The organism is Arthrobacter sp. 05T442 (genome assembly GCF_056395945.1).
On sequence record NZ_JBFTKM010000001.1, the window covers coordinates 543,759 to 562,165 of the forward strand.

Here is an 18,407-nt window from a genome sequence, read left to right on the forward strand (position 1 = left end):
CGAGGCGGTGTGAGTTCCCTTACCCGGCGCTTGATTCCGGGCCCGGGCCGGCTTCTCAATGTGCGGCCGGGTCGCGGCGCAAAGTAGGCTGGTAGGGTGACTACTCCCTCTGCATCCCAGACGTCCCACAAGCCGGTGCTGGTTGTTGACTACGGTGCCCAGTACGCGCAGCTGATTGCCCGCCGCGTCCGGGAAGCGAACGTGTACTCGGAAGTGGTTCCGCACACGTACACCACCGAGCAGCTGCTGGCCAAGAACCCGGCCGCCATCATTCTCTCCGGCGGCCCCGCCAGCGTATACGCCGACGGCGCCCCGAGCGTGGGTGCCGATCTCTTCGAAGCAGGCATCCCGGTCTTTGGAATCTGCTACGGCTTCCAGGCCATGGCCAACGCCCTTGGCGGCAAGGTGGCCCAGACCGGGCTCCGCGAGTACGGCGCCACCGAGACCACCACGATCGGCGAGGGCCGCTCCATCCTCGCAGGAATGCCCCAGCACCAGAGCACCTGGATGAGCCACGGCGACTCCGTCCATGAAGCCCCCGCCGGCTTTGAGGTGCTCGCGACGACGGCAGGCGCCGAGGTGGCAGCTTTCGCCAACGAGGAGAAGTGCCTCTACGGCGTGCAGTGGCACCCCGAGGTGAAGCACTCGGCCTACGGCCAGCAGGTCCTGGAGAACTTCTTGTTCAAGGGCGCCAAGCTCGAACCGAACTGGACTGCAGGGAACATCCTCGAGGAGCAGGTTGACCGGATCCGCGAACAGATCGGCGACGCGCGGGTGATCTGCGGCCTGTCCGGCGGCGTCGACTCCGCCGTCGCCGCCGCCCTGGTCCAGCGCGCAGTCGGCGACCAGCTGACCTGTGTCTTCGTGGACCATGGACTGTTGCGTGAAGGCGAAGCCGAGCAGGTGGAGCGCGACTTCGTGGCGGCCACCGGCGTCAAGCTCTACGTCGCCAACGAGCAGGAGCGCTTCCAGAGCGCACTGGCCGGCGTCAGCGACCCCGAGACCAAGCGCAAGATCATCGGCCGGGAGTTCATCCGCGCCTTCGAGGAAGCTGAGCTGGCGATCATCGCCGAGGCCGCCGCGCATGGCGAGAAGATCAAGTTCCTGGTCCAGGGCACCCTGTACCCCGACGTCGTCGAATCCGGCGGCGGCGAGGGAGCTGCAAACATCAAGAGCCACCACAACGTGGGCGGCCTGCCGGAAGACCTGCAGTTCGAACTCGTCGAACCGCTGCGCGCCCTGTTCAAGGACGAGGTCCGCGCCGTGGGCGCCCAGCTCGGGCTGCCCCAGGAAATTGTCGGCCGGCAGCCCTTCCCGGGCCCGGGTCTTGGCATCCGGATCGTCGGCGAAGTCACGAAGGAGCGGCTGGACCTGCTCCGCAAGGCAGACGCCATCGCCCGCGCGGAGCTGACCGCGGCAGGCCTCGACAACGAGGTCTGGCAGATGCCCGTCGTGCTGCTGGCGGACGTGCGTAGCGTCGGCGTCCAGGGCGACGGCCGCACCTACGGCCACCCGATCGTGCTGCGTCCGGTCTCGTCCGAGGACGCCATGACCGCCGACTGGTCACGGCTGCCGTACGATCTGCTGGCCCGGATCTCCAACCGGATCACCAACGAGGTGGACGGCGTCAACCGCGTGGTGCTGGACGTGACCAGCAAGCCGCCGGGAACCATCGAATGGGAATAGCGCTGTGAATGGCCGGCCTCCTTGCGAGGCCGGCCATTTCATTTCGCTCCTGGCAATTCGGGTTGAATTTCGGCCGCGCCAGTGTTGCGGCCCGTCACGGGCGGCGGATTCGGGCTACCCTCGAAAGCATGCCGGTATGGTCCAAGGCGTCCCGCGCGAGCAAAGAAAGCGCGCGCAAAGAAACCGCGAGCACAGAAAAGAAGGCAGCAGTGTCAGTTGGTCAAGGCCACCCCGAGGGCTCCGAGGAGCTCAGGAAATGGCTGTCGGGGCTTAAGCCCGTCACTGGAGCAGATACGATGCTGCGCTTCACCAAGACGCCTGAAGGTTCCATTGACCTGACCCACGCGCATCCGTCCGGTCTCGCCCAGCTGATGGCAGGCCGGCGCACCCGTCTGTCCACCCTCATCCGTGACCGCCAGCAGTATGTCGTGGCGGCCCGGGCCTCGCGCAACCTGCGCTCCAAGATCTTCGAGCTCGCAAACGACCGCGGAATTGACGCAGGGTACTTCTCGGCCGGCACTGTCGTCTGGACGTCCGCCGTCGGGGGCAAGCCGCAGCGGGTCTCGGCCCCGGTCATGCTTACCGCCATCTCCCTCACAGTCCGCCCCGGCGAGGACGACTACGAACTGCAACTGACCGAACAGGCACAGATCAACCCGGCCCTGATACGGCACCTGAAGTCCGTCCATGGGATTGTTTTCGACGTCAACGCCGTGACGCGGATGGCGTACAGCACCGCCCGCTACGACCCCCAGCCGGTCCTGGACCGCCTCAGCACGCTGGTCCAGCCGATCCACGGCGCCGAGGTCGAACACAATCTCCTCGTGTCGACCTTCGCGGACCTGTCCGGCAATCTCGACGATCCGTGGATCAACCAGAACAATGCCGTCGTGATGGCGCTCGGCCGCGCCGCGTCCGGGGAGCCCGTCGAAGTCCCCGAGCTGAAGGCCGGCCGCTTCCCCAGCACCGATGAGCGGGACCCGGCGGATGAGCTGTTGCTGCTCGACGCTGACACAGACCAGCAGTACGTCGTGGACGCCGTCCGGGCCGGGGACTCGCTCGTCGTCAGCAGCCCGCCGGGGACGGGCCAGACACAGACTGCCATCAACACCATCGGTGCCCTCGTGGATGAGGGCAGGACCGTGCTGGTCGTGGGCGACCGGCGCGCCAGCCTCGGCGAGATCTCCTCCCAGCTGGATGTCCTCGGACTCGACTCCGTCCTGTTCCAGCTCATGGGCAGCGCGAGTCCGCTGCAGCTGAAGGGACAGCTGGTCCGCGCAATCGTGCGCAACGAAAAGTCGCTGCAGCCCCAGCTGGAGAACCTGCACAGCACCCTGACCGGGCACCGCCACGCGCTAATGGACCACGTCGCATCGCTGCATAACGTCCGGCAGCGCTGGGGATGCTCCCCGTACGAGGCCATGCAGTCGCTCGCCGAACTGACCTCCATCCAGCCTGCGCCGGCCACAACGGTCCGGCTCAAGCGCAGCGTCCTGGACAGTATCCGGGACCGCGAGGAACTGGCCGGCAGGCTCCGCCGGGCAGCCGAACTGGGCAGTTTCAGCCGGGCCTCCACAACCAGCCCGTGGCACGGGGCAAGGCTGCTGACCCGGAAAGAAACGCAGGAGGCCCAGCAGGTGGCCCGGTCCGTGGCCGAGAAGCTGCCGCTGCTGCGCGAGCGCATGGACGGTGTCGCCGACCACGCCGAAATCCGCCTCGGTGACACCTTTGCCGAGTGGGGCGACCAGATCGAACTCCTCGTCGCGGTCCGCGAAAGCCTCGACAAGTTCACCCCCGACATTTTTGACCGGCCGGTCCACGACCTCATCTCCGCCACGGCGTCCTCCGCCTGGCGGCGCGAGCGGAACATCGAAATGCCGTCCATGCAGCGCTCCCGGCTGCGCCGCGTGGCCAAGGAATACGTCCGGCCCGGCGTCCACATCGCCGATCTTCACAGTTCGCTCGTCCTCGTCCAGGAGCAGCGGGCCACCTGGTCCGGCTACGCGACGACCCAGCGACACCCCGCTGTGCCCTCTGGCCTGGCCGAAATCACCGCGCTCTACCGCGAGCTGCAGTCCGAACTGGCGGAGCTGGGGCAGGCCGTCAAGTACACCGCCGACGGCGGTGACCTCCACGGGACGCCCTATGAAGAGCTGATGGCCCGCCTGGAACGCCTGGTTGCCGACACGGCGACCCTCGAAACCCTGCCGGAGCGGACCCTGCTCGTCGAGAACATGCGCGAGCACGGCCTCGGCGAGCTGCTCGCGGACCTCGCCGAGCGCGAAGTGCCGGCCGGGTCCGTGGCGGCCGAACTGGACCTGGCCTGGTGGCAGTCGGCGCTGGAAGCCATGATCAGCGGGGACGATTACCTCGCCATGTCCGACGGCGATGCCCTGCGCCAGCTCGAAGCGGAGTACCGCCTCGCGGACAACGCCCACATTGCCAGCGGTGCTGCGCGCCTGCGCTGGCACCTCGCCGAACGCTGGCGCGCGGCCATCAAGGAGCACCCGCGCCAGGCCGACCTGCTGCGAAGCCTCTTGAAGGACGGCCGGGTGACCTTATCCGCATTGACAGCCCAAGCGCCCGAACTCCTGCCGATGCTGGTACCCGTGTGGTCGGTCAGTCCGTACCTCATGACGGGTCTCTTGCCGGTCGAACAGAAATTCGACGCCGTCGTGATCCTGGATGCCGAGGCGACGTCGCTGCAGGCTGTCCTGCCGGCAATCGCCCGCGCGAAACAGGTCATTGCCTTCGGCGATGACAGGATTGCCAGCCCCCGGACATTCACGGTCGGTGTCGAGCGGCTCGCAGCGGGGGAGACCTCCTCCCAGAGCGTCGAGAGCGCCTATCGGTCCCTCTCAGCCGTGCTCCCCGTATGGAGCCTGCGGACCGTCTACCGCGCCGTCGACGAGGATCTCGTCCGCCAGCTCAGCAAGGGCTTCTACGACGGCGGGCTCCGCCGCCTGCCCGAAGGCCAGTCGGCCACCGGCCTTGAGCGTGCCCTCACGGTGGAATATTTGCCCGACGGCACCGGGCTGCCCAGCGCGGACCAGGACGGCGTTGAGTCTGTTGTCGCCGAAGTGAACCGCGCCGTTGAGCTCGTCTTCGAACACGCAAGGCTCCGGCCCCGGACATCCCTAGCCGTCGTCACCGGCAGCCTCCGCCATGCTGCCCGCATCGGCGAGTCCATCCGGTTGCAGTTGCCCAACTACCCCCTGCTGGCCAGCTTCTTCACGGCTGGAAATGAGTCCTTCCGCGTGGTGGACCTGGAACGCGCGCAGGGCCTCGTCCGCGATCACGTCATTTTCTCTCCGGGATACGGCCGCACTCCGCACGGTCGCGCGCTTCACAGCCTGGGTCCGCTGTCCGTCGACGGCGGGCGCGCCAAATTCGCCCTCGCCATGACGCGCGCCCGCCGGTCACTGCACGTGCTCAGTTGCTTCCGTCCGGAGGATCTGGACGTCACGCGACTGAGCCATGGTGCAGTGGATTTCTACGAGCTGCTGGATCGTGAAATCGCCGGCAACTCGGATCTGGGCAGCCCCGCGTCGCGGGCCGCGGCCAGTGAGCAGGAACTCGGGGCCGACCCGCTCGTGGCCGATCTGGGGGACCGGCTCCGCGCCCGCGGCGCGCGGGTCTGGCACCAGTACGACGGTGTCCTGAACATGGTGGCAGCGGCAGATCCGCTCAGTACCATCGGCCAGGACGATGCTGAGATCCCGAGGCCTGTGGCCATCGAGTCCGATGGCACGGAGCAGTACCGGCGGATGTCTGTCCGGGAGCGCAGCCGGCTCCGGCCGCAACTGCTGGAGCGACTCGGCTGGCGCTACATGCCACTATGGACCATAGAGGTATTCACCGATCCCTCGGCCTGCGCCGACCGAATCGGCGGATACCTGGGGCTGGAGAAGCCCGCCGCGGCCAGCCATCGGACCCCGCCAGGGTCCTTCGATGACGACGTCGAAAACCTTGCGGTCAACGATGTGCAGGCCTCGGCCGCTCCCGCAGCCCCGGCACCGGAAGCACAGCGGCAGCCAGCGGCCGGCTGGCCGGACAGCGCGCACCAGCAGGAATCAGTAACAGGCAGTGAGGAGACCGGCGGCATGCGTGCGGACGGCGACATCCAGGACAACAGCAATCACGACGGCGACAATCACGACGGCGGGTACGCCGGCGACGAGAATTCGGGCCCCGGGCAGGAAGGGCACGCGCGGGAGACCCGCCTCACCGAGGTGCACGCCTCAACGTCCGGCGGGGTTCTCCCGAACAAGGCTGCCGAGGATGACCCCCGGCGCTGGGGCGACCAGCCGGGCAGCTACGACCACGACGCGTGGCTGCAGGAACAGAAGCCACCGCACTGGGGCTGAACAGGGCCGCACCGGCGGCTGGGACCGGCGGCCCGCAGCGGGGCTGAACAGGGCCGCCCCGGCGGCTGGGACCGGCGGCCCGCAGCGGGGCTGAACAGGGCCGCCCCGGCGGCTGGGACCGGCGGCCCGCAGCGGGGCTGAACAGGGCCGCAGAGCGCCGCCGCTCTGGGGCAGAGCGCCGCCACATCGTCGGCCCGCCGCGGGTCAGCTCGGACGGCATCGGGCGCGATGTTGCCTTGCCTGAGGCGCCTGCTGACTGCGCCTGCTGACAACGCCCGCACGGGCGTCCGCGGCTAGCCGGGGGCAGATCCAACCATTACGAAGAACAGCTTTCCTTGGGTGGACGAGCCGGCGAGCCGTCGGGCCTGGTCAGCGTCGGCTGCCACGACGATGAGTCCGTCAGCGTCACTGGAAGCCAGCCACTGGGCGCCCTTGCCGCCCTGTGCCGACGTCCACAGCACGGGGACGGCTGCAGCCAGGACCTGGGACTGTGAGGGTTGTTCGAAGCCGTTGCCGCCGGTCAACACCACATTAATGAGCTGTCCGGGAGAGACCAGCTGGATCGAGGCCGGATCTGCCATTCGGAGAGGCACGGCGGCCGACCCGGGCCGGGTGCCCGCCAGCAGCCCGGCACCGATGAGTTGGGAGTCGGTAAGAAGCTGGCCCTTTCGGAGCGCGACGGCCAACTGCCTCCCTAGGACTTCTGTTTCGCTCCTCAGGCTGCCCCCGGGAACGAGGCCAGGCGGCACGCTGACGCTGGAGACATCACCCGGTTCCAGCGTCTTACCCGCCGGAATATCCTCCGCCGCGGCGAAGACCGCAACTGTCTCGGCGGGGACTGGAGTGAACTGCTGCACCGTCACACCCGCGGCGACGCACAGGAGGAGCAGGACCGCCAGCCGCCGGTTCCGGTTCAGCCACCCTGCGAGACGCCGGTGCGGGGGACGGCCGCGAAGCGTCCTGGAACTTCGGGGACTCTTGGAGCGAAGCGGGGCCCCGGAGTGAGGCCGGCCGGACATGGAGCGACCGCCAGGTGGACGTGCAGCGGTGCGAAAGGCCACGTGCAGGAAGCGCCCGGGGAGAGGGCTCCCAAGGATTAAGTGCCCTTCGGGAGAGCTCATTACGGCAGAGTGCCCTCCGGGAGGGCGGCCGACGACGGGGCCCACGGGAAGCGGCGCGAGGCACGGGAACGGTTTCATGCCTCGACGCTACGCGCGAGCCGCGTGAAGGGTCAGACGCCGGCACGCCTATGTGGAAAAGCAGCCCGCGCACGGTGCCGGAAGGCAACACGCCGGCGGGGCGGAGTGGCGCTAAGCGGGGGAGCCTGGCAGGTCAAACCCCGATGCGGGCAGAAGACTAGCTGGCGGCGGCGGGGGCAGGTGCCGCCGCGGGAGCAGGCGCGGAAGCCGGCGATACGGTGCTGCCTTTGGCATCACGGGAATCGGTCCGGTAGAAGCCCGATCCCTTGAAGACGACGCCCACGCTGTTGAACTTTTTGCGCAGGGTTCCCTGGCACTCGGGGCAGGACGTCAGGGTGCTGTCGGTGAACGACTGCACGATCTCGAAGGCGTGGCTGCAGTCCTTGCAGGCGTATGCATACGTGGGCACTGGAAATCCTCCTCTGGGACAAACGAGCAGGTCCCGTGGTGCCAAGTCGGAGAGTCCGTTGCCGGAACCCGTCCTTTAGCAGTCGCAGGGCCTGAGTGCCAATTCTATCACCCCGCCCGCGGACCCCGCCCGCGGACCCCGCCCGCGCACCCCGCCCGCGGACCCCGCCCGCGCACCCCGCCCGCGCACCCCTCCCATCGGCCCCGCCGACGGCCCGATGGCCACGCCCCGGTGGAATCAAGCCCAGCCGGATCAGCCCAGCCGGATCAGCCCAGCCGGATTAGGGATGCCGGGGTCAGGGCAAAAGAAACCTTCCGGTCGAAGGACTCGGCGGGGATGCTGCCGGCGGGCAGCACCTCCGACTCGTACACGACCGCGGCGGTCGGCAGCGGACCGCCGTCGGGCGAGTTGGCAGTCCGCGGAAGCATGCCCTCCAAGGCGGCCAGGAACTTGTCGTAGTAGCCGCCGCCCTGGCCGATCCTGTTGCCGGAGAGGTCGACGGCGGTGGCCGGCACGAACACGCCCGTGGCATGGCGCATGACCTCGGTCCCGTGGCGTTCCCCGGCCGGCTCCTGGATGGGCGCGTAGCGGCTGCGCCCAAACACTGACTCCGGGGTCCAGTACACCCAGGCCAGTTCGAGTCCGGGCTCGCAGACCGGAAGCAGCACGCTGTGACCGGCATCGTGCAGGGCCGTCAGGAGGGGCCGGGTCGGCGGCTCGGAACCTACGCCGAGGTACACCGCGAACGTTCCCGCGTGGCCGCTTGTCAACCCGGTTGCCCACTCCAGACCGCGGCGGGCTATGCCCGTGGCGGCCGATTCGAGCGCTGCTGGCGGCAGGGCGGCGCGTTGGACCCTATGGCTGGACCGAATGTCTACTTTTGACGCCATAACGGCTCGTCCCTCCGCCTGCTGCCGGCGGCCCCGGGCCCGGGACGGCAGCTTGAATGATTACCGAATGATTGGTACCTCCGATAGATTAGTCGAGTGACTACATCCAACGCTTCCGTCCGCAAGGCCGTCATCCCCGCCGCGGGCCTCGGTACCAGATTCCTGCCGGCCACCAAGGCCATGCCCAAGGAAATGCTTCCCGTCGTTGACAAGCCGGCTATCCAGTACGTCGTCGAGGAAGCCGTCAACGTCGGTCTCAACGACATCCTGATGATCACGGGCCGCAACAAGCGCGCGCTGGAGGACCACTTCGACCGCGTCCCCACCCTGGAAGCCACCCTGGAAGCCAAAGGTGACACCGCCAAGCTGGAGTCGATCCAGGCCGCCAGCAACCTCGGCGACATCCACTACGTTCGCCAGGGCGATCCCCTGGGCCTGGGCCACGCGGTCCTTCGTGCAAAGCAGCACGTAGGCTACGAGCCCTTTGCGGTCCTGCTGGGCGATGACCTTATCGATGCCCGCGATGAACTGCTGAGCACCATGATCGAGGTGCAGGCCAAGACCGGCGGCTCGGTTGTGGCGCTGATTGAAGTGGACCCGTCCCAGATCAGCTCCTACGGCTGCGCCGACGTCGAAGCTGTCGGCGGCGAAGAGTACGTGCGCATCAACCACCTCGTGGAGAAGCCCGACGTCGAGGACGCCCCCTCAAACCTGGCCGTCATCGGCCGCTATGTGCTGCACCCGGCCGTCTTCGACGTGCTGGAACGCACCGAGCCCGGCCGCGGCGGAGAAATCCAGCTTACGGACGCACTCCAGGAACTCTCGTCCGGGACCGGCGAAGGCTACGGCGTCTACGGCGTAATCTTCCGGGGCCGCCGTTACGACACCGGCGACAAGCTCAGCTACCTCAAGGCCTGTGTCCAGCTCGCCTGCGACAGCGAGGACCTCGGCCCGGGCCTGCGCGAATGGCTTCCCGGCTTTGCCGCCAGCCTTGACCCCAGCCTGACCGCCAGCCTCGCCAAGTAACTTCCGTGGGGGGCAGCTTCAACTGGCCGGTGACGCTGGAGAGCGGCGACATCGTGTTGCGGCCGATCCGCTACCGGGACCGCAAGGAGTGGACCGAGCTCCGCTCCCGCAACAGCGAGTGGCTGGCGCCGTGGGAGGCGTCCAACCCCGTCCCCGGCGGAGGCCTGCCCGACTACCGCCAGATGGTCCGGTCCCTGAAAGTCCAGGCCACGCAGGCCACGGCGCTGCCCTTCGTCATCACCGCGTGGACCCCCGGGTTCCAGGCGCCCGTCATCGTCGGCCAGCTCACGGTGTCATCGATCGTGTGGGGTTCGGCCATGATGGCAACGCTTGGCTACTGGGTGGACAAGGAGCGGGCCGGCCAGGGAATTGCGCCCACCGCAGTGGCCATGGCAACGGACTACTGCTTCGGCACCCTGGGCCTGCACCGCATGGAGATCAACATCAGGCCCGAAAACGGGCCCAGCCTGCGGGTTGTGGAGAAACTCGGCTTCCGGGACGAGGGCTACCGGCCCCGGTTTCTGCACATCAACGGGCAATGGGCGGATCACCGCACCTTTGCGCTGACGTCCGAGGAAGTGCCCGAAGGTCTGCTCGCCAGGTGGCTGCGGTCCCGCACGGCGTGAGTGCCTGAACCGTCCCTGACCAGCGATTTCGTCATAATCCCGGCCTATTGCCGGTTGCTGCGCGACACACCGGCACGAATGCGGCCCCATGTCCATTGCACCTCATACGGTTTTGATTGTGGACTTCCCTCTTAGCAGCTCTGTGATCCTTGTCATTGCTGTTGCGCTCTGGATCGTGTGGGTGGCCCCCTACGTCCTCCGGAACGGGCGCCACCAGCTGCAGCCTGCGGGCGAATACCTGGCGGATGTCATAGACATAGAACCAGCAGACCACCAAGCCGTGACAGTCATGAAAATGGCGGCCCAGCAGGAGAACCCCATGACCAGCACGCCGCGCACCGTCCCTGCCACGAGCACCACGGACCGCTATGCAGCCCGGACGGCCGCAACTGCCGCCCCGGCATTCAGGATCCGCTACGGACGGCTGGCACTTGCGCTGGCCGGTGTGCTGTCGTTGCTCACCGGCGTCGTGTCCGCGGTGCTGCGGATTTTCGGGGTGGGTTCAGGTTGGCTGCCGGTGGTGACGCTACTGGGCGCGGCCGGAGCGGTCATGCTGCTCCGCCGGCTTGCCGTCCGTGACCGCCGTCGCAAGGTCAATGCCGCCTTCCGGGCAGCCATGACCGCACCGGCGCGGCAGGCTTCGGTCCGGGAGGGGGCGGGGCACGACGCATCGGACCAGGCTGGCCCGGTGCGGAAATCCGCGGACCGTGTGACCCGCGCTGAGAGCCCGCTCTTTGACGCTCAAGCGGGCCCTTCCGAGCCAAAACCCGCGCCCAAGCAGCTCACCGCCCAGGAACTGCGCCGGGCCGCCTTGGCCGAAGCCGCGGCCTCTGGCGACATTTCGACACTCGCTGCGACAGCGCCGATCTCCGTCGAAGGCTCCAGCTGGGAGCCTGTGGAGGTTCCGAAGCCCACCTACGTTGAAGCCGCCAAGGCCGAACGCGCAGCTCCCCAGCCCCTCGATCTCCCGGAAGCCCCGAAGGCCGTTGGCAAGCCGACGCTCAAGCAGGCCTCGGCGAAACCTGCCGCTTCGGAGCCGCGGACCGCGGAAGACGCCGACGCGAAGCCCCTTGGCAAGGCGCAGAGCGCGCTGAGCAACCTCGACGACGTCCTGCAGCGCCGCCGCGCCTGATGCTTGCCTTTCCAGCCCCGGACAGCCAGCAACGGCTGCCCGGGGCTTTCTGCTGCGGTGACCTGTCTACAGCGGCCATCAACCGGTAGCCTCGGGGAATGACTAGAATCTGCGTCGCTGGGGGAACCGGCCAAGTGGGCCGCGAGGTGGTGCGCGGTGCCCTCGACGCCGGGCACGAGGTCGCCGTGCTCAGCCGCCACCCGCCTTCGGCCGGCGCGCCCGGAAAGCTCGAGGGGGCCGAGTACTTCCGCGCGGACACGACGACGGGAGAGGGCCTTGCGGCGGCACTGGCTGGTGCCGGCGTCGTGATCGACTGCCTGGAGGGCAAATCGGGGAAGGCCCTGAAAGGCTTCGCCGACGGCGGCGCGCGGCTTCTCGCCGCCGCCCAGGACGCCGGGGTGGCCAAGGCGGTCATGCTCTCCATCATCAACTGCGACCGGAGCAGCGTCGGTTTCTACCGGTCAAAGGCGGCCAAGGAGCATGTTTACGAGCACTCCGGACTGGAGACGGTGGTAGTCCGGTCCACGCAGTTCCACTCGCTGCTGGGCACGGTATTCGCCGCCGGTTCGAAGGTCCGGATCATCCCGGTTGTCCGGGGAGCCCGTTTCCAGCCGATCTCGCCCGCGGACGTCGCCACGGCGCTGCTGGAAGCGGCGCTGGAAGTCCCGTCCGGTGTGGGGCACCGCGTCCGAAGCATCGGCGGACCGGAGGTCAGCGACATGGCCGAGTTGGCCTGGGCCTGGAAGCGTGCCACCGGTTCGCGGGGGCGGCTGGTCCGCCTGCCGTTGCCGGGCGGAATGGGGAAATACCTGCGGAAAGGGCTCAATCTGGCGCCCGCGGAACGACACGGCACGGAGACATTCGAGCGCTGGCTGGAAATGCACGCAGATAGTTTGTAGCCTAGGGACACCGGCAACGCCGTTCCTTCGGGACCGGCGTTGCTTCGGGGCTATAGCTCAGTTGGTAGAGCGCTTCGTTCGCATCGAAGAGGTCAGGAGTTCGAATCTCCTTAGCTCCACAGCAAAAGCCTTCTGACCTGCGGAAACGTTCGGTTGGAGGGCTTTTCTCTTGCCCGTTACTGGATCAGCGGACGCATACCCGACGTTTTGGACTGAAAGCTGCGGAAGACTATGGCGATCGGTCAGGGTCGCCGGAGTGAGACAGTTCCCACAGACCGTGCGACTTGGGACCGTTGCACGCTGATGTTCTGCGCCTTGCGATGTAGGCAAGCCTCGGCGTCCTTGCCCGGAAATTCAGCCGGCCTCAGGCGGTTTGGCGTATGGCTGCGGCGTTCGTACACCCATCACCACCCACACTCCGGGATCGACTTCCACACCCCGGCGAACGTCCACTGCGGTTACGCCGCAGGCGCGGCCGAACAGGCTCGGCGACACTCGCTGCAGCCCGTGCGAAACACCCCGAACGGTTCGCCACCTCCACCGATCCCAATATTGTTAGGGCTGAGCGGTCCATCCCGGAGATAGTCAAAGCCACGGCCATGACCGGCGCCAGACTCGACAATCGACTGCCACCCCGACCACCCAGAGACGCTGGCCGCGGAGAACCAGCAGGCGACTAAGAGAACGGCTCCCAGCGCAAGCGGCGGTTCGTGCACGCAACTTCGAAGAGCACCCACGGACCGGTCCAGCTCAGGCCCAAGCGCTGCACCGCGGTCTGCACCTGGGTCCGATTAGCGAGTAGATTGTTCACATCCGATGGCCTCTGAGGTTCCCGCGGATCAGCGAAATGAGCGCGTGGACAAGGATCGGATGGGCCGGCCGTACCGCATCGACACTCACCAGCACATCGTTCCGCCGGGGTATGCGCGCTGGATGCATGAAAAGGGCATCCGCCCCGGCGGCATTGGCCTGCCGTCGTGGTCCGAGCGCTCCGCGTTAAAGTTCATGGACAGGCACGACGTGCAGACCGGCATCCTGTCCCTGTCGACGCCCGGTGTGTACTTCGGGGATGCGGTGGAGGCGCGGCGGCGGGCGCGGGAGGTCAACGAGTACAGTGCAGAAGTGGTGGCGGCTCGGCCGGAGCGGTTCGGGTTCTTCGCGACGCTCACACTGCCGGACGTGGAAGGTGCCCTGGCGGAGGCCCGGTACGCCTTGGACACCCTGTTCGCGGACGGGGTCGTGTTGCTGGCCAACAACGACGGCCGCTATCTGGGCGATCCCGGTTTTGAGCCGCTGCTGGAGTTCCTGCACCGCCGCCGGGCCGTAGTGTTCATCCACCCCGGTGAACTGCCGGCTCCGGCGGTGCCGGGCATACCCACCTTTGCCGCGGATTTCCTGCTCGACACCACCCGCACTGCCATCAGCCTGGTCCTGTCCGGTGCGATGGAGAAGTTCTCGGGAATCAAGTTCATCCTGGCCCATGCGGGTGGCTTCGTGCCTTACATTGCGTACAGGATCCTGCTGACGATGCTCAACGATAAGGTCCTTGCGCTCAGCGCGCTGGCGGCGCTGGGAGACAAGAAGCAGTCCATCTTGCGGCGGTTTTACTACGACGTCGCCCTGTCCGCCAGCCCCGCGGCCCTGCCCAGCCTGCTCGAGGTAGCTGACCCCGGCCGCATCACGTACGGCACTGACTTCCCCTTCGCCCCCTCTGCGGGGATCGATTTCCTGCAGATGGAGTATGAGAATTACCCGCTGGATCCCTCCCTGCGCGCGGCGATAGACCGCGGCAATTCCGAGGCGCTGTTTCCCCGCCTGAGGCCTGATCAGGATTAGGTCAGTGTGCGTCTGGGCCCCCTTGTCAGGCACATGCGGGTACAACGATCCTCCATCGGATTCCGTTGTTGCCGCCAACCGGTGACGGTCATCCCGCCGGGAGCTACGGACCCTCCGGTCGCGACCCTGCGGGGACCGCACCAACGGTAAAATGGCTGATCGTTGGCGGCATGCTCGTCCGGGCCGCGGCGCTGGCCATGCTTGCCTCCGGCACCGTCGCTCCTCCGAGCCAGTCGCGGGGCGTCCCGACCGGCAGCGAGTACGCAGCCTTCGCTTCCTCTGGGACGCCACTCGCCTGCGTCCCATCACCGGCACCATCGAGGCTGACCGTCGGCGGCATGGTCTCTCTGCCGCCAACCCAATCGCGAGCCTGGTGGGTGAACGGCCCGCAAAAGTTGGACTAACAGGTCGCCAACCCCGCGTGGAACGGGCGGAAACCGCCTGCGGCGCTGTCTACGGTGGATGGATGAAAGCCTCCCCCCAACACCGCAACGCCCTGACTTGCGGCCTGGTTCTGGCCGTCTGTGCGGCGCTCCTCAGCCCAGCGGGCCCCAGCCATGCCGACGGCAGTGAGAAGAACGGCCCCGGCACAGATACGGGCGCCCACCTTGACCTGGGTGCCGCGGATCTTCCGGAGAAACGAACCGTGAGCACACTCGCGCCGGGCGTCACCTTGACGAAGATCAGCCATGGCGGACCAGACGCCTCGCTCTTCTGGACCGCCGAGGTGGCCATCCCCTCCGATTCACCGGATCCGGACGCGCCCGCCTCAGCACTCTCAAGCCAAGCCAGCGCGCAGCACACCGTCGACAAACTCAAAGCCGCCGGCGTGGGGGCCCGCGTCGAGCATGTCCAGTCCCCGCAACTGGCCGATGCCGGCGGCGACCTGGGGTACCGGGTCCGCGCCGGCCAGTTCGCCGCCCAGGCCGACGGCGATTCCATCGTCGCGAAGATCAAGGCGGCCGGGCTTGCCGCCTCGGTGATCTACACCGGCTGGGACGGCGACACCGGTGCCAAGACCCGCGGGCCGTGGAACCTTGAAGTCATCACGATCGACCCCAAGACCTACCAGGGCCAGCTTGCCGCCTCATTCGGCCCGGACCTGGAGAAACGGGAGACGACCAGCCAGTTGTCCTCCGACGCCCACGCCATCGCCGCGGTCAACGCAGGCTTCTTCGTGTTCGACCCGAAAGCCGGAGCCGAAGGTGACCCCGCCGGGGTCGGGGTCTACGGCGGCAAAACCCTCAGCGAACCCGTCGCGGACCGCCCGGCCCTCGTCATTGACGGGAAGAAGAATGCCAGCAGCATGCAACGACTCACCTGGGCAGGAACCCTTTCCGGCGTCTCCGGCGAGGCGGCCTTGGACGGCATTGACCGGGTCCCGGGCCTGATCCGCAACTGCGGCGGCGCCAACGACCTGCCGTCCCAGCTCGCCCTCCAGGACGTCACCTGCACGAACGCCAACGAGCTCGTCACCTTCACACCGGAGTTCGGACCCTCCACACCCGTCGGTCCGGGACTAGAGGTAGCTGTGGACAGCCGCGACACGGTCACGTCAGTCGCGGAGACGCGCGGCGCAACCGTCCCCGCCGGCGGCCACACCGTCCAGGCAACGGGAACTGATGTCCCACGGCTCCGCGCGCTGGCTCCCGTAGGCGCCAAATTGAAAATCGGGACCGCCCTGCTCGGCCAGGACGGTAAGGCCCTCCACACCGACAAGGCCACAAGCGTCGTCAGCGGCGGTCCTGTGCTGGTCAAGGACGGCCAGGAAGACGTCACCGTCAAGCAAGATGGAATGGTCCACCCCAACGACGGCAACAGCTTCTACTACGGCTGGGTCCATAAACGGAACCCTCGGACATTTGCCGGCACCGATGCCCAAGGGAAAACCCTGCTGGTCACCGCCGACGGACGCTCGACCGCGTCGCTGGGCCTGAGCCTGAAGGAAGAAGCCGACGTCGCCAAGTCACTGGGCATGGAACAGGCAATGAACCTTGACGGCGGCGGCTCGACCACGGCCGTGGCCGGAGGAACCGTCTTGAACAGCCCCTCGGGCGGCGCAGAACGTCCCGTCGGGGACGCCCTTCTCGTCCTTCCCCAGCGCAAGGACAAGCAGGAAGACGCAGGCAAGTAGGGGGAGCACCGCGCCAGTTGATCGCCGCCCGGCCGTCGTCTAGTCCCGGGGATTCCGCTTCCGGGCCCTGCGTGCGGCCCGGACGGCCAGGACGATGAAGGCCGCGAAGAACGCCGCGGGCAGGAGAACCAGCGGGTTCCAGCCATCCAGTGTCATAAGTCATCCCTCAATCCGGTAATGATGCGTTGCGCAGACTCTACGCCGGCCCGCCGAGAACACTCAAAGGACCTGGAGCAGCACTCTCCGGCTCGCCCACGTAGCGCGCGCAGTGGTCCACATATTGGCGGACGACGTCGGGAGATTGGTTCTGAAGAAACCGCCTGACGGGTCACGGCACCGTCACTGGCTTGAACCGGAAAGGCCCGCCGCATGCGGGACCGTCCGGGTGCTCCCCGGTAGGTTCCGTTTCGATCGGCAGCACGCGCTCAGCAAGGGCACCTGAAGAGTCCACCGCGTCGACATGGACAGAGCTGACACTGGCCGGCGGCACCAGATAGGGCGCGGACTGCGGCACCAGCCACCTGCCGTCCGGGCTACTCGTTACCGGAGATGGAGTACAGCCCTCCCCGAAGCAGGCTGCAACCGACCTCGGCCCGTGGGCGAAGACCAGTTCCACATCGCCCGTGTACGCGTACCCGGTTGCCGGGCAGACAGTGCTGCCGGATCCGCGGCTCACCAAGGTCACGGCCAGCACAACGATCAGCATCCCCAGGATGACCAGAAATATCCCCCGTCGCTTCATAGCGGGAGCCTAGCCCGGCAGCCCGGGCCGCTGACAGGGGCACCGGACTATCGGCGGCCCCGGTGTGGTGACGCGCCGGGACGTGTGCCGGGTCGTTAGTGCGAACTGGCGGAAGGCACGGCATCAGCGCAACTCCGCTGGCAGGCCCAGCGATCTCGTCGGCTCCGGCCACGGACCCGCAGCTGTCAGGGACCACCGGCCGTCTCAAGAAGCCGGGCAGCTGACCCCCGGTTGTCCCGGTTAGGACGTCGACTGCGGGCCTTCGGCGTGTCACACCGGCATCAGCGCGTAGCCTCGAAGCACGGGTTCCTCCCGCTCAACGCAATCTCCTGGGGGAAGCATGTTCCTGGAATTCGATGGTTACTTCATCAACCTGGCCAAGATCAATAACATCAAAGCCTCGACTGAATCGTGGCAAACTGACGTCTGGGACCTGTCCATTGACATGGGGAGCGACGACGGCGAAACGATCTGGCTCCTCAAGGGGTTCGACGGGTTGGCGCACGCGGAGGAGTTCAGGCGTGCTGTCATCCGCCATGCATGTACCACGGGTCTATGCACAGGCGAAGACATGGACCAGATCTTTCTGTCGACAAGGCCGGGCCCGCCGCACTAGTCCCGCCGCACCGGGCCCGCCGCACTAGTCCGGCCGCACTTGTCCGCCCGCCGAACGAGTTCGACCGGCGGAATTTCCTGTCCCGCGAAGCCGTCCTGACCGACGAGGCGGGGACGCATCCTTCCCGTGTGGCTGGAGTCGTTGGCTTGATGGCGGACACTGGAAGGAGCAAGTGTCCGAGAACAGGGGAGCCCTGTTTGATCCGTGCACATGACCGGTGCACATGATCGGAGCGTCCCTCACAGGGGCGCGAACGAAAAACGAGGAACATCACCATGACTCTGAAAGACCGGCTGCACGCAGATGTCGTCAGCCACATGAAGGACCGCAACAAGGTCGCGCTCACCACGGTGCGCAATGTTCTGGGGGAAATCGAAACGCGCGAAAAGTCCGGCAAGACTCCGGTTGCGCTCGACGACGCGCAGGTGACGTCCCTGCTGCAGAAGGAAGCCGCGAAGCGGCGCGACACCGCCCGCATCTACACGGAGGCCGGGGAGCCCGACCGTGCCGCAGCGGAAATCACCGAAGCCGAAATCATCGAGGCGTACCTGCCGAAAGCGCTCTCCTCCGCTGAGGTGGAAGCCATCGTGGACGAGGCCATTGCCACCCTGAAGGCCGACGGCGTGGAGCTGACCATCCGGCAGCTGGGCGCCGTGATGAAACCTGTCACCGCCAAGGTCGCCGGACGCTTCGACGGCAAGGCCGTCAGCGAGATAGTGCGTAAACGCATCACGCAGTAGCAACACGCGCAACAGGACACCGCGCAGCAGTACCCCCGCGCCAAGACAGCGGGCACGCCGGCGGCGAAAACCTCGCCGCGCCCCAAAAACCCCTTGAAGGGACAG

At 67.3% G+C, this 18,407-nt stretch carries 14 protein-coding genes, 1 tRNA gene and 1 pseudogene; 12 read left to right on the plus strand and 4 right to left on the minus strand.

Annotation, left to right across the window (positions count from 1 at the left end; translation table 11 throughout):
• The first annotated feature begins 96 nt into the window (after positions 1-96).
• Positions 97-1,686 carry a glutamine-hydrolyzing GMP synthase gene (gene guaA, locus AC1DES_RS02565; protein WP_476894092.1) on the plus strand — a complete coding sequence of 530 codons (1,590 nt, stop codon included), beginning with the start codon at positions 97-99 and terminating at the stop codon, positions 1,684-1,686.
• 209 nt (positions 1,687-1,895) lie between these two features.
• Positions 1,896-6,053, plus strand: coding sequence for an AAA family ATPase (locus tag AC1DES_RS02570; RefSeq protein ID WP_476894093.1), 4,158 nt, complete (start codon positions 1,896-1,898; stop codon positions 6,051-6,053).
• Between the two features lie 293 nt (positions 6,054-6,346).
• On the opposite strand, the gene cpaB is transcribed toward AC1DES_RS02570, so the two are convergent.
• The 3 genes from cpaB to AC1DES_RS02585 form a co-directional block, all read right to left on the minus strand.
• Positions 6,347-7,252, minus strand: a complete 906-nt coding sequence (cpaB, locus tag AC1DES_RS02575; RefSeq protein WP_476894094.1) for a Flp pilus assembly protein CpaB — start codon at positions 7,250-7,252, stop codon at positions 6,347-6,349.
• 157 nt (positions 7,253-7,409) lie between these two features.
• On the minus strand, positions 7,410-7,661 hold the full coding sequence (locus tag AC1DES_RS02580; RefSeq protein WP_476894095.1) for an FmdB family zinc ribbon protein: 252 nt from the start codon (positions 7,659-7,661) through the stop codon (positions 7,410-7,412).
• 266 nt (positions 7,662-7,927) lie between these two features.
• Positions 7,928-8,551, minus strand: coding sequence for a 5-formyltetrahydrofolate cyclo-ligase (locus AC1DES_RS02585; RefSeq protein ID WP_476894096.1), 624 nt, complete (start codon positions 8,549-8,551; stop codon positions 7,928-7,930).
• Between the two features lie 96 nt (positions 8,552-8,647).
• Here AC1DES_RS02585 and galU point away from each other — a divergent pair, with 96 nt between their 5' ends.
• The 8 genes and pseudogenes from galU (at position 8,648) to AC1DES_RS02625 (ending at position 16,204) form a co-directional block, all read left to right on the plus strand.
• Positions 8,648-9,577, plus strand: a complete 930-nt coding sequence (gene galU, locus AC1DES_RS02590; protein ID WP_476894097.1) for a UTP--glucose-1-phosphate uridylyltransferase GalU — start codon at positions 8,648-8,650, stop codon at positions 9,575-9,577.
• A 5-nt stretch (positions 9,578-9,582) separates the two neighbouring features.
• Positions 9,583-10,203: a GNAT family N-acetyltransferase gene (locus AC1DES_RS02595; protein WP_476894098.1), complete on the plus strand. Its 621-nt coding sequence runs from the start codon at positions 9,583-9,585 to the stop codon at positions 10,201-10,203.
• A 118-nt stretch (positions 10,204-10,321) separates the two neighbouring features.
• Positions 10,322-11,335: a hypothetical protein gene (locus tag AC1DES_RS02600; RefSeq protein WP_476894099.1), complete on the plus strand. Its 1,014-nt coding sequence runs from the start codon at positions 10,322-10,324 to the stop codon at positions 11,333-11,335.
• Between the two features lie 98 nt (positions 11,336-11,433).
• Positions 11,434-12,234, plus strand: a complete 801-nt coding sequence (locus AC1DES_RS02605; RefSeq protein WP_476894100.1) for an SDR family oxidoreductase — start codon at positions 11,434-11,436, stop codon at positions 12,232-12,234.
• A 46-nt stretch (positions 12,235-12,280) separates the two neighbouring features.
• Positions 12,281-12,353, plus strand: a tRNA-Ala gene (locus AC1DES_RS02610).
• Positions 12,354-12,630: 277 nt separating this feature from the next.
• Positions 12,631-12,791 (plus strand): annotated as a pseudogene (locus tag AC1DES_RS02615) (IS3-like element ISAar46 family transposase); the annotation flags it as partial.
• 298 nt (positions 12,792-13,089) lie between these two features.
• A complete protein-coding gene (locus tag AC1DES_RS02620; RefSeq protein WP_476894101.1) occupies positions 13,090-14,070 on the plus strand; it encodes an amidohydrolase family protein in 981 nt (326 codons plus the stop codon).
• A 466-nt stretch (positions 14,071-14,536) separates the two neighbouring features.
• Positions 14,537-16,204: a phosphodiester glycosidase family protein gene (locus AC1DES_RS02625; RefSeq protein WP_476894102.1), complete on the plus strand. Its 1,668-nt coding sequence runs from the start codon at positions 14,537-14,539 to the stop codon at positions 16,202-16,204.
• 328 nt (positions 16,205-16,532) lie between these two features.
• Here AC1DES_RS02625 and AC1DES_RS02630 read toward each other — a convergent pair whose 3' ends face one another.
• A complete protein-coding gene (locus AC1DES_RS02630; RefSeq protein WP_476894103.1) occupies positions 16,533-16,946 on the minus strand; it encodes a hypothetical protein in 414 nt (137 codons plus the stop codon).
• A gap of 340 nt (positions 16,947-17,286) precedes the next feature.
• Between AC1DES_RS02630 and AC1DES_RS02635 the strand changes: the two genes are divergently transcribed.
• Positions 17,287-17,562, plus strand: coding sequence for a hypothetical protein (locus AC1DES_RS02635; protein WP_476894104.1), 276 nt, complete (start codon positions 17,287-17,289; stop codon positions 17,560-17,562).
• A gap of 275 nt (positions 17,563-17,837) precedes the next feature.
• Complete coding sequence (locus AC1DES_RS02640) at positions 17,838-18,302, plus strand: GatB/YqeY domain-containing protein (protein WP_476894105.1); 465 nt, start codon at positions 17,838-17,840, stop codon at positions 18,300-18,302.
• Positions 18,303-18,407 lie beyond the last annotated feature (105 nt).

Excerpts from the sequence above, each read along its gene's own strand:
- AC1DES_RS02605 (WP_476894100.1), top strand. The coding sequence starts at position 11,434 with ATGACTAGAATCTGCGTCGCTGGGGGAACCGGCCAAGTGGGCCGCGAG.
- AC1DES_RS02635 (WP_476894104.1), top strand. The coding sequence starts at position 17,287 with ATGTTCCTGGAATTCGATGGTTACTTCATCAACCTGGCCAAGATCAAT.
- AC1DES_RS02585 (WP_476894096.1), bottom strand. The coding sequence starts at position 8,551 with ATGGCGTCAAAAGTAGACATTCGGTCCAGCCATAGGGTCCAACGCGCC.
- AC1DES_RS02630 (WP_476894103.1), bottom strand. The coding sequence starts at position 16,946 with ATGAAGCGACGGGGGATATTTCTGGTCATCCTGGGGATGCTGATCGTT.
- AC1DES_RS02625 (WP_476894102.1), top strand. The coding sequence starts at position 14,537 with ATGAAAGCCTCCCCCCAACACCGCAACGCCCTGACTTGCGGCCTGGTT.
- cpaB (WP_476894094.1), bottom strand. The coding sequence starts at position 7,252 with ATGAAACCGTTCCCGTGCCTCGCGCCGCTTCCCGTGGGCCCCGTCGTC.
- AC1DES_RS02640 (WP_476894105.1), top strand. The coding sequence starts at position 17,838 with ATGACTCTGAAAGACCGGCTGCACGCAGATGTCGTCAGCCACATGAAG.